The 11,406-nt window shown below is 56.4% G+C and carries 7 protein-coding genes and 4 pseudogenes; 2 read left to right on the forward strand and 9 right to left on the reverse strand.

What is annotated here, in order from left to right:
• Positions 1-18 precede the first annotated feature (18 nt).
• Positions 19-147: a transposase gene (locus BBW68_RS18175; RefSeq protein WP_148127475.1), complete on the reverse strand. Its 129-nt coding sequence runs from the start codon at positions 145-147 to the stop codon at positions 19-21.
• Between the two features lie 76 nt (positions 148-223).
• Here BBW68_RS18175 and BBW68_RS00175 point away from each other — a divergent pair.
• Positions 224-790 (forward strand): annotated as a pseudogene (locus tag BBW68_RS00175) (transposase); the annotation flags it as partial.
• Here the strand turns inward: BBW68_RS00175 and BBW68_RS15180 are convergent.
• The 6 genes and pseudogenes from BBW68_RS15180 to purL all read right to left on the reverse strand — a co-directional run.
• A pseudogene (locus BBW68_RS15180) lies at positions 791-1,257 on the reverse strand (NAD(P)-binding protein); the annotation flags it as partial. It lies immediately after the preceding pseudogene.
• A 175-nt stretch (positions 1,258-1,432) separates the two neighbouring features.
• Positions 1,433-1,771, reverse strand: coding sequence for a nitrogen regulatory protein P-II (glnB, locus tag BBW68_RS00190; RefSeq protein WP_070133513.1), 339 nt, complete (start codon positions 1,769-1,771; stop codon positions 1,433-1,435).
• 131 nt (positions 1,772-1,902) lie between these two features.
• Positions 1,903-3,237, reverse strand: a complete 1,335-nt coding sequence (gene glrR / locus BBW68_RS00195; RefSeq protein WP_070133514.1) for a two-component system response regulator GlrR — start codon at positions 3,235-3,237, stop codon at positions 1,903-1,905.
• A pseudogene (qseG, locus tag BBW68_RS00200) lies at positions 3,234-3,938 on the reverse strand (two-component system QseEF-associated lipoprotein QseG). The gene glrR and the pseudogene qseG overlap by 4 nt, the downstream one beginning before the upstream one ends.
• On the reverse strand, positions 3,938-5,209 hold the full coding sequence (locus BBW68_RS00205; RefSeq protein WP_102135735.1) for a sensor histidine kinase: 1,272 nt from the start codon (positions 5,207-5,209) through the stop codon (positions 3,938-3,940). The pseudogene qseG and the gene BBW68_RS00205 overlap by 1 nt, the downstream one beginning before the upstream one ends.
• A 583-nt stretch (positions 5,210-5,792) precedes the next feature.
• Positions 5,793-9,677: a phosphoribosylformylglycinamidine synthase gene (purL, locus tag BBW68_RS00210; protein WP_070133516.1), complete on the reverse strand. Its 3,885-nt coding sequence runs from the start codon at positions 9,675-9,677 to the stop codon at positions 5,793-5,795.
• Positions 9,678-9,951: 274 nt separating this feature from the next.
• Here purL and BBW68_RS20395 point away from each other — a divergent pair.
• Positions 9,952-10,134 (forward strand): annotated as a pseudogene (locus tag BBW68_RS20395) (membrane-bound lytic murein transglycosylase MltF); the annotation flags it as partial.
• A gap of 314 nt (positions 10,135-10,448) precedes the next feature.
• On the opposite strand, the gene tadA reads toward BBW68_RS20395, so the two are convergent.
• Positions 10,449-10,976 (reverse strand): tRNA adenosine(34) deaminase TadA, encoded by a 528-nt coding sequence (gene tadA / locus BBW68_RS00215; protein WP_209280418.1) that lies wholly within the window; start codon positions 10,974-10,976, stop codon positions 10,449-10,451.
• Positions 10,977-11,089: 113 nt separating this feature from the next.
• On the reverse strand, positions 11,090-11,406 hold a 317-nt coding region (locus BBW68_RS00220; RefSeq protein WP_148127476.1), incomplete at its 5' end, for a DDE-type integrase/transposase/recombinase.

An 11,406-nucleotide genomic window follows, 5' to 3' on the forward strand; every position in this document is an offset into this window, starting at 1 on the left:
ACCCTGGGTGGGTCAGATTTACATCGGCAGGTGGGCCAGTTTTACATCGGTAGCGACAGCCTCTGCGGCCTTAACGTAGGTATAGCCGTGGTCGACAACTAACTTCGCCGCTTTGAGCTTAAATTCCGGCGTGAAATGTTTAGCCATTGGGTCACCTGTGGTGTTGAGAAGGTGAGAATATCACCTTCCGATCAGGTGGCCAGTATCAGTGTGCCACTACAGGCGTGGGTGGCTGGAAGAACGGCGCGAACGCGGCAATCATAATGCCAGCCAGATATGGAAGGAAATGGTGGCAAAGGGCTTCACGGGTAGCGAGACCACCGTCAGGGATGAGGTTGCCAGATGGCGTAAAGGTGGGAGCGCACTTGTTACTGCGCCAGCCCGTCTTCCGTCCGCTTCGCGTGTGAGCCGTTGGTTGATGCCCTGGAGGATAATAAGAGGGGAAAAAAGTTATGCCTCCCGCTTCATCGGGCTGATGTGTGAAAAAGAACCGCAGCTGAAAATAGCACAACAACTGGCACTGGACTTCTACCGGATCCTGAAAACAAAAAACAAGCCACAGCTAAACAGATGGTTCACTGATGTCAGCGAAAGCGGTCCTGTTGAGCTCCAGCGTGTTGCAACCGGGATGGAAGCTAATGCAGCAGCAATATGTGAAGCTATAACCAGCAAATGGAGTAACGGTGTAGTCGAAGGACACGTTAATCGCCTGAAAATGCTGAAGCGGCAGATGTACGGGCGCGCCGGGTTCGAGTTACTGAGGCGACGGGTAATGAGTCCTCTGGCCTGAAAGCAGGCCCATCATCACCGGACTGAAGTTTGAGTGAGGGGACTGGAAAGATTCACTGCCGCCATAGCCAAAGATTGTGCCGTTACTGCTGCTGAGCTCATTACGCTTGGCATGGCCACCGAAGTCGTCGTGATTGTCGATCTGCAAAATCTGCTGCGGTTTATCCTGCAGCTGCTGCCAGAAACAGGCGGCGGCCAGGCCGCTAATTCCGGCACCCACCACCAGATCAAACTCTTCGGTGCGGTGACCGGCAGAGAAGCAAAGTCGAAACTGACGCCATCACGGCCCAGCTGGTGGGCATTTTCAAAGGAGCCCGGATGGTTGCCGTGCAATCCGCTGAGCGCCGGTGGGTAATAGAGCGTTTTGTTTGCCTGCAACGGAGAGGCGCGCAATATCTGCAAAGGGGTCAGCCCGGCGGTGACAGTAATAGCGACTCTGTTAAGAAAATTGTGGCGGGTAATAGCCATAAAAGAGTCCTTTTAATTAGTCTACTCAGCCCTATGGCTCAGGCGGGCTATTATCAGCATCAGAAGTTTATTGTCAGACCGGGAAGGGGAAAGGCGGTAGAAATAAGATATTAATAATTTTAAGGGCCTGAATACTCAGTCCCTCAACGATTTCAGCGATAGAAAAAGCTAATGCTTAGATCGCTTCTTCGTCTTCTTCGCCGGTGCGGATACGCACCACGCGCGACACGTCATAGACGAAAATCTTGCCGTCGCCAATCTTACCGGTCTGCGCGGTACGCATGATGGTATCCACGCAGGTATCGACGATATCATTGGCAATCACGATCTCAATTTTCACCTTCGGCAAAAAATCGACCATATATTCAGCGCCACGATACAGTTCAGTGTGGCCCTTCTGGCGACCAAAGCCTTTCACTTCGGTCACGGTCATTCCGGTGATGCCAACTTCCGCCAGCGCTTCACGCACGTCGTCCAGTTTGAACGGCTTGATAATTGCATCAATCTTTTTCATGGCAGACCCTTTTCTCCCCCTCCATCAGGGACGGGGAACAGTTAATATTGCCGGACAGGTCACGCTGCGCGGTCCGTCTCTCTTTTCAGGCAGCTAAACTACCATAACTGGGCAGCGGAGCGGCACTGAAATTACTCTTTAAAATCGGCAGCATCCAGCTCGTGACGCGATAATAGCTTGTAAAACTCGGTGCGGTTGCGCCCGGCCAGGCGTGCTGCGTTGGTGACATTCCCTTTGGTCATCTGTAACAGCTTACGCAAATAATTCAGTTCAAACTGGTTGCGAGCTTCCACAAATGTCGGTAGCTCAGTGTTTTCTCCGGCCAGTGCCTGCTCGACCAGCGCTTCGCTAATCACCGGGGCGGAGGTCAGCGCTACGCACTGCTCAATTACATTCACCAGCTGCCTGACGTTGCCTGGCCAGCTGGCGGCAATCAACCGGCGCATCGCGTCGGTTGAGAAGCTGCGCACGAACGGTTTATGCCGCTCCGCCGACTGCTTTAGCAGATGATTCGCCAGCAGAGGGATATCCTCCGCGCGCTCATGCAACGCCGGAATTTTTAAATTCACCACGTTAAGACGATAGAACAGATCTTCGTGAAACTCCTTCTTCTCCATCGCCTTCGGCAGGTCACGGTGGGTGGCGGAGATGATGCGCACGTTGATATCGAGATCGCGGTTGCTGCCGAGCGGCCGCACCTTTCGCTCCTGCAGTACGCGCAGCAGCTTGACCTGCAGCGCCTGCGGCATATCGCCAATCTCGTCTAGGAACAGCGTACCGCCCTCGGCGGCTTGGAACAGCCCTTCGCGGCTGCTCACAGCACCGGTAAAGGCACCTTTGGCATGACCAAACAGCTCTGACTCCAGCAGCTGCTCCGGCAGCGCGCCGCAGTTAATGGCAATAAACGCTTTAGCCGCGCGCGGACTGGCAGCATGAATAGCCTGCGCCAGCACTTCCTTCCCGGTACCGCTCTGGCCGTTAATCAATACGCTGACGTCCGACTGCGCCACCATGCGTGCCTGCCCCAGCAGGCGCAGCATCAGCGAGCTACGGGTGACGATGGTTTCGCGCCACGCTTCATCACTGACCGGCGCGTGGTGTGCCAGCGTCTCATCAATGGCTTTATACAGCACATCGCGATCGACAGGCTTAGTCAGGAAGCCGAAAACGCCCTGCTGGGTCGCGGCGACCGCATCCGGGATCGAACCGTGCGCGGTGAGGATAATCACCGGCATGCCCGGCTGCAGCTTCTGGATTTCAACAAACAGCGCCATGCCGTCCATCTCATCCATACGCAGGTCGCTTATTACCAGATCGATTTTTTTTCGGTTGAGCACCCGCAGCGCTTCCGGTCCGCTTTCCGCGGTGGTCACGCTAAGGCCTTCGCTGCTGAGGCGCATCCCCAGCAGTTTCAGCAGACTGGAGTCATCATCCACCAGCAGCAGGCGGGTCAATTTTTTTATCATGGGTTGGCATCATCCTCTGATTTGATATCCGCCGGAGTGCTGTCGTCCGCATCCGGCAAACGGCGGGCTGACAGTTTACGTTCGGTGTCTCTCAGGGTCTCCTGATTGCGTCGCGTGACCGCTAGCTCTTTATTGACGGCCATCTGCTGCTGGCGCAGCGCGTCCAGCTGGGCATCGCTGCTCTCCTGCAGGCTGGCATAGCGCGAGCGCTCCTACGACAGGTGCAGTAATGAACCCTGCCCTTCGCGCCACAGCATCAGCAGCGGACGGATTGCAGAGGGATCATCGTAGCTGTAGCTGTCCAGCCGCTGAAGATAATCGTGGCGCTCGAGCGGCGTTATATTGCCGTTGCTCAGCAAAACGGCCTGTTTGAAGGCGGCGTGCCAGCTGTCGCCCGGCCAGCATTTGGCTTGCGCGCGGGCATCAGCCGGAGAGAGGCACACCGCGCAGTCCACCGCACGCAGCCAGTAGAGCGGGTTATTGACCGCCGTGACATCGACGTAAGACCAAATGTGCTCACAGTTCACCTGTTGAAAATCGACAATTTTGCTCTCAGGTTCGCTGAGATGGCTGGGAAGACCTTTAATCATGGTTGGCGGCGCGGTCTGGCTACAGCTAGCTAGGCTCAGCCCAAGCAGTGCTGCCAGAAACATTCTGCCTAGGCTTTGTCGAACGCTGGCAGAAAAAAGAGTTAAGCGCATTAGTGTTTCCTCCCGGCGGTGGTATTCAATTCAATGCGGAAGCAGACATCAGCCTCATCGCTGTCGACCAGCTGTAAATCGCCATCCAGCTGACGTACGCAGTCCTTAGCGATACTCAGCCCCAGCCCGCTGCCTTTTACTCCGCCTTTACGCTGCAGGTTGCCCTGGAAGAACAGCTCAAAAATCATTACCCGTTCGGCCTGCGGGATTGAGGTGCCGGTGTTCGCCACCTCAATGGAGACGCGGTTGCCCTGCTGGCGGCTGCGGATCCAGATCTTTCCTAATTCTGCGCCGTAGTGTAACGCATTGGAGTAAAGATTATCGATGGCGCGCAGTAACAATGTTGGCTCTGCGCGGCAGCTCCCTGCCTGCAGATCAATCGCCGTATCAATCAGCTTAGCTCGCGCCGTCAGACTGTGGGTGGAAACCAGCTGGTCGGTGGTCAGCGGGCCGGCCACCTCATCGGCCAGCAGTTCCGTGCCCTCACGCATGCTGGCTAGCGGGGTTTTCAGCTCGTGGGAGATATAGCGCAGGAACTCATGGCGCTGCGACTCCAGCCACGCCAGTCGCTCGCTCAGCCAGAGAATGCGCTGGGCCAGAGAGCGAATTTCACGCGGCCCCTTAAACGTCAGGCTTTGCCCGAGCGGGCACCCCTCTCCTAGGCGGTTAATCATGAGCTCGACCTTCATCAAGCCGATAATCATGCGGGTAAACAGCAGGACCAGACCGAGGCTGAGCAGGAACAGGATTAAAGCCTGCCAGCCAAAATACTGGGCGCGATCGGCAATTTCGCGCTGCAGCTGCAGGCCACGGGAGAACACCACCTCTCGCGTGGTTTTCACCAGCTGACCGTTAGCGGCGGAGAATGACTCCAGCACATCGCCTGCGGCTTTTATCGGGCTACTGTTGAGGCATTTGATCTGGCTGAGCTGGGTAAGATTCTGGCGCAGATTCTGGTAGGTACGCATATCCGGCAGCACCGGCGCATGGGCATCCAGCATCTGGGAATAGCGACTGCGCTGCGTCTGATACAGGCGAGCCAGCATCGGGTCATCAAGCACGCAGTACTGACGATAGCTGCGCTCCAGCTCCAGCGCGGTGCGCGCCATCGCCTCGCTGCGGCGTACGTCAGTTAGCGTCGTGCGGTTAGTGTCCGCCGCACGTTCGCTGAGCGCCGACAGGCTTTCCCAGGTCTGCCAAACCAGCAACAGCAGGAGGGTCATCAGCACCAGCTGGCGCAGAGAGCAGGGAAACAGACTCCATCTCTTCACGGAAGATTCTCTTTGCATAAGGTAGCGTTATGCTAACGGAGAGTGCGATGGGATGAAAGTGCTACGCCAGAAATGACGATGACCGGTTCAAAGAACCGGTCATCTGAAGGGTGGTGCCTAACTCAACGTTACGTCCGATGCTTGATAACGTCAGGGTGAACGATTATCGGTGGGGCGGACGGCAGGCACCGTATCGTGCGTCATTCTGGATGTTATGAGCCCGCCGCTTGCGCAGGGCTTTTATAACCAAGTGAATGAGCCACTGCACTAGAGTGCAGCAATTGCTGTGCCAATATTGCAATAAGCATGTTAACCCCTTATAAAACGGCACTTTTTACGATTATCGCCAGCCTCAAGAGCTTGCTTTCTGACCAATCGGTCTGCAAAACTGTCTGCATTTAACGATATAAATCAGATAAACCGAAGGTACATAGGTAAATCAATCAGTTATGTGTCACCTTTTAACAACATTTCAGGGATTGATTTGTCGTGAAATTGCAACAGGGACGACAATGGGCATAACGGAAGCGAAAAAAACCGGTCTGCCAAAGACCGGTTTTTTAATTAGCGCATTAACTCAGGCCTAGCCCAGCTGCTTACGCGCATTGCGGAAGATACGCATCCAAGGGCTGTCCTCGCCCCACTCTGCCGGATGCCAAGAGTTGCTGACGGTGCGGAAGACGCGCTCCGGGTGCGGCATCATGATGGTCACGCGGCCGCTTTCGTTGGTCACCGCAGTAATGCCGTTCGGTGAGCCGTTCGGGTTCGCCGGATACTGCTGGGTCACCTTGCCGAAGTTATCCACGAAGCGCAGCACTACCAGACCTTTATGCTCCAGCTGACCGAGGTGCGCTTCATCACGCACTTCTACGAAGCCTTCTCCGTGCGAGACCGCGATTGGCATACGGGAGCCAACCATGCCGTCGAGCAGCAGTGACGGGCTGGCAGCCACTTCGACTAGGCTGAAGCGCGCTTCAAAGCGCTCGGACTGGTTACGCACAAAGCGCGGCCACTCTTCGCTACCCGGGATCAGTTCGCGCAGGTTGGACATCATTTGGCAACCGTTACACACGCCCAGCGCCATGGTCTGCGGACGATGGAAGAAGGTTTCGAACTCGTCACGCACGCACGCATTGAACAGAATCGACTTCGCCCAGCCTTCACCCGCGCCCAGTACATCGCCGTAGGAGAAGCCGCCACAGGCAACCAGCACCTGCACGTCATCAAAGCCACGACGACCAGCGAGCAAGTCGCTCATATGCACGTCAACCGCATCAAAGCCCGCGCGGTGGAAGGCAGCTGCCATCTCAACGTGGGAGTTAACGCCCTGCTCGCGCAGCACTGCAACTTTCGGGCGCGCACCGGTAGCAATGTACGGTGCAGCGATATCTTCCTGCGGCTTAAAGGTCAGCGACACGTTCAGGCCAGGATCGCGATCATCTTTCTTCGTGTCGTGTTCCTGATCGGCACAGCTCGGGTTATCACGCAGGCGCTGCATCTGCCAGGTAGTTTCTGCCCACCAGGTACGCAGCGTGGTACGGCTTTCGCTGTACACCACAGAGTCACTGGAAATAATGGTGAAGCGGTCGCCTTCTACCGCCTTGCCCAGCACGTGGACGCACTCCGCTAGGTCGTGTGCCGCAAACACCTGCTCAACCGCGGCGAGATCGGCAGCGGCGACCTGAATCACGGCACCCAGCTCTTCGTTAAACAGTGCGGCTAGGCTGTCTCTGCCCAGCGTGGCAATATCGGCTGCCACGCCGCAGTGACCGGTAAAGGCCATCTCGGCCAGTGTCACCAACAGGCCACCGTCGGAACGGTCATGGTAAGCCAGCAGTTTGCCCTCCGCCACCAGCGCCTGAATGGCGTGGTAGAAACCGGCCAGCTGCTGCGCGTCACGCACGTCGGCAGGCTTATCGCCCAGCTGACGGTAAACTTGAGACAGCGCGGTGGCACCCAGCGCGTTGATCCCTTTGCCGAGGTCAATCAGTAGCAGGGCGTTATCCACGGTTTTCAGCTGCGGTGTGACGGTTTTACGTACATCTTCCACGCGGGCAAAGGCGGTAATCACCAGCGACAACGGCGAGGTCATCTCACGCTGCTCGGTGTCCTGCTGCCAGCGAGTTTTCATTGACATCGAGTCTTTACCTACCGGGATAGTAATCCCCAGCGCCGGACACAGCTCTTCACCGACCGCTTTCACCGCCTTATACAAACCGGCATCTTCACCCGGGTGACCGGCTGCAGCCATCCAGTTTGCCGACAGTTTGATACGCGTCAGCGGACCAATCTGCGACGCGGCGATGTTGGTCAGCGCTTCGCCCACAGCCAGACGACCGGAGGCGGCGAAGTCGAGCAGCGCAACCGGAGCGCGTTCGCCCAGCGCCATCGATTCACCGTAATAGCTATCGAAGCTGGCTGTGGTCACCGCACAGTTGGCAACCGGGATCTGCCACGGGCCAACCATCTGGTCACGCGCCACCATGCCGGTAACTGAGCGGTCTCCGATGGTGATCAGGAAGGTCTTTTCCGCCACGGTTGGCAGGTGCAGCACGCGATTTACCGCGTCGGCAATGCTGATATCATCACGCACCAGCGCATTGCCTTTGGCTTTCAACGTGGTGACATCGCGGGTCATTTTCGGGGTTTTACCCAGCAGCACGTCGAGCGGCATATCAATCGGCGTGTTGTCGAAATGGCTATCAACCAGCGAGAGGTGCATCTCTTCGGTGGCTTCACCGATTACCGCGTATGGCGCGCGTTCGCGTTTGCACAGCGCATCAAATAACGCTAGGCTTTCCGGAGCCACGGCAAGCACATAGCGCTCCTGCGACTCGTTACACCACACTTCCAGCGGGCTCATCCCCGGCTCATCGTCGAGGATATCACGCAGGTTGAAGCGTCCGCCACGCTCGCCATCGCTGACCAGCTCAGGCATGGCGTTGGACAAGCCGCCCGCGCCAACGTCGTGGATAAACAGGATTCGGTTCTCTTCGCCCAGCTGCCAGCAGCGGTCGATCACCTCTTGGCAACGACGCTCCATTTCCGGGTTGTCGCGCTGTACGGAGGCGAAATCGAGGTCGGCATCAGACTGGCCGGAGGCCATTGATGAAGCGGCACCGCCGCCCAGACCGATATTCATCGCCGGGCCACCCAGCACAATCAGTTTGGCGCCAACGGTGATTTTGCCTTTCTGCACGTGGTCAGCACGGATGTTACCGATGCCGCCCGCCAGCATGATCGGCTTGTGGTAGCCGCGCAGCTCTTCGCCGTTGTGGCTGTTGACGCGCTCTTCATAGGTACGGAAGTAGCCGTTCAGCGCTGGGCGACCGAATTCGTTGTTAAATGACGCGCCGCCCAGTGGGCCTTCGGTCATGATATCCAGCGCGGTAACGATACGGTCTGGCTTGCCGAAGTCTTCTTCCCACGGTTGCTCAAAGCCCGGAATGCGCAGGTTAGAGACCGAGAAGCCCACCAGACCGGCTTTCGGCTTCGCGCCGCGCCCCGTTGCGCCTTCATCACGAATTTCACCACCGGAACCGGTCGCGGCACCCGGCCACGGGGAGATCGCCGTCGGGTGGTTGTGGGTTTCGACCTTCATCAGGATATGTGCCTCTTCCTGATGGAAGTCATAGTTGCCCTGCTGGTCGGCGTAGAAGCGTCCAACCTGAGAACCTTCCATTACCGCGGCATTGTCTTTGTAAGCTGACAGAACGTGGTCCGGGGTTTTCTCAAAGGTATTTTTGATCATCTTGAACAACGACTTCGGCTGCGCCGCGCCGTCAATCACCCAGTCGGCATTGAAAATTTTATGGCGGCAGTGCTCAGAGTTAGCCTGAGCAAACATATACAGCTCAATATCGTTCGGGTTGCGCCCCAGCTTTTTAAACGCTGCTAGCAGGTAGTCGATCTCGTCATCGGCCAGCGCCAAGCCCAGCTTGAGATTGACCTGCACTAGCGCATTACGTCCTTCACCCAGCACATCGACGCTGTGCAGCGGCGCAGGCCGATGGTGGGCGAACAGGGCTTCAGCCTGTGCGGTGTCGGTAAACACACACTCCATCATGCGGTCGTGTAGCAGCGATGCCAGCTGGCTCCACTGTGCTTCCGTCAGCTGTGGCACCTGCACATAGAAGGCCAAGCCGCGCTCAAGGCGCAGCACCTGCGGCATATCGCAGTTGTAGGCAATGTCAGTCGCTTTCGAAGACCATGGCGAAATCGTGCCGGGACGCGGGGTCACCAGCAGCAGCCGGCCTTCCGGGGTATGCTCAGCGAGAGAGGGACCGTATTTCAGCAGACGTTGCAGGAGGGACTTCTTATCCTCGCTCAGCGGCGCACTGACATCGGCGAAATGGACGTACTCGGCGTAAATATCACTCACTGGCAGATGAGCGTCCTGAAAGCGAGTCAGCAGTTTGTTAATACGAAATGCCGACAGAGCGGGCGAACCACGCAGAATTTCCATCATTAAAAATCTCTTGTGTCGAAGCGCCGGGCGACGCTTCATTGGGCGCAACAGGGAAAACGGGCGCCACCACATTGTAGAGAATCCCCATCCGTTACGAAACCGTTTGCGCAGAATTAATCGCCGTGCAGAATTGGCTGAAAAACACACAAATCAGGTTGAATTCAGTTGCGGAGCAGCGCGGAGTTGCGTAGAATGCTCCACGCTCACGATAAATTATAGACAATAAATACTGCCATAAAAGACAGATGTCTGAGAGCCACCGAGAGATAACTATTTGAAACGCCTTAAATTAAACTATCTGCTAATCGGGCTAATCACGGTGTTGCTTACGCTTGCACTGCGGCCCTCGATCCCCTAGCACGGCGGGTCCACAGACCGTACTGCGCAGATAAAATCGCGGGGAATAGTGCTGCACGTCAGCACCATAAATTCTCCGCTGATAAGGTGGGCGATTCGGTCACCATTGTCATGATGCAGCGTGTTCATCCCCAGCTGGCCGTGGCGTTTGATATCACTGATGAGGAACCGGTCACTTGGTGTATGCAGCGTGAGGCGGATGCCAGACTAACTACGGCTATGCGCGTGGTTATGAGGCCTATGCTTATGTTAAAAATATCCGTAAGTATCAGATAAGCCTAGTGGGATATTTGCAGGATCAGGATCGCAAGCTGGCACAGCAGACGGCGATGGAAGCCCGGCTAGGCTAGGGTTATCCGGTGGTCGATCCGAAAATTGCGATGAATTAAATAACGGGTAGGGCATGCCCGCCCCCTACAATTCTGAACGTTGTTGCCGCTCGTTTTTTTTCTGCGCCCGGCGCTTACGGAAGAAATCGCTGAGCAGCGCCGCACACTCTTCGGCTAAAATCCCCTGTTCAATCTGCACCTGATGGTTCATGCCCGGATGCCCCAGCACGTCCATCAGTGAACCGGTCGCGCCCGTTTTAGCATCGCGGGTGCCAAACACCAGCCGCCCGACGCGGCCATGCACCATCGCGCCGGCACACATCACGCATGGCTCCAGCGTCACGTACAGCGTGGTATCAATCAGGCGGTAGTTCTCAATCACTTTGCCGCCCTGACGGATCGCCATGATCTCCGCATGTGCTGTCGGATCATGGTGGCCAATCGGCCGGTTCCAGCCCTCGCCAATTACCCGTCCTTGGTGAACCAGCACCGCGCCAACCGGTACTTCCCCTTCATCCCAGGCGCGTTGGGCCAGCGTCAGCGCATGGCGTATCCAGAATTCGTCGTTATTGTCGCTCACCTGAGTCTCCGGCAGAAAAAAACGCGACATCATATATCAGTTCAGTTGCTGTAACTCACCCGCAGGCGTCACGCAAAAACGATGCTAGCAGAAAGGCACTGTTGCAAAGATATTGATGAGTTAGCCTTTCGTGTTATTGAAAGGTCTTATCTTTCAAAGACTCTGCTCACCAGACGCATCTCGCCTAGGGGATGCCCCAAATAAAATGATTCTGCCTGACCTTTCCGTAGCGCCCGCATCACTTCAATGCCTTTGATTGTGGCGTAAGCCGTCTTCATTGATTTGAAGCCCAGCGTGGCGTTGATTATCCGTTTCAGTTTGCCATGATCGCACTCAATTATATTATTCCGGTACTGTATCTGCCGGTGATGCACATGCTGCGGACATTTACCTTCCCGCTTCAGCAATGCCAGCGCCCGCCCATACGTCGGGGCTTTATCTGTGTTGATCAACCGTGGAATTT

Source organism: Candidatus Erwinia dacicola (genome assembly GCF_001756855.1).
Lineage (GTDB): Bacteria > Pseudomonadota > Gammaproteobacteria > Enterobacterales > Enterobacteriaceae > Erwinia > Erwinia dacicola.

What these genes read in the sequence shown, in the direction of transcription:
- glrR (WP_070133514.1), bottom strand. Translation starts at nt 3,237, where the DNA reads ATGATAAAAAAATTGACCCGCCTGCTGCTGGTGGATGATGACTCCAGT.
- tadA (WP_209280418.1), bottom strand. Translation starts at nt 10,976, where the DNA reads ATGATGTCGCGTTTTTTTCTGCCGGAGACTCAGGTGAGCGACAATAAC.
- glnB (WP_070133513.1), bottom strand. Translation starts at nt 1,771, where the DNA reads ATGAAAAAGATTGATGCAATTATCAAGCCGTTCAAACTGGACGACGTG.
- BBW68_RS18175 (WP_148127475.1), bottom strand. Translation starts at nt 147, where the DNA reads ATGGCTAAACATTTCACGCCGGAATTTAAGCTCAAAGCGGCGAAGTTA.
- purL (WP_070133516.1), bottom strand. Translation starts at nt 9,677, where the DNA reads ATGATGGAAATTCTGCGTGGTTCGCCCGCTCTGTCGGCATTTCGTATT.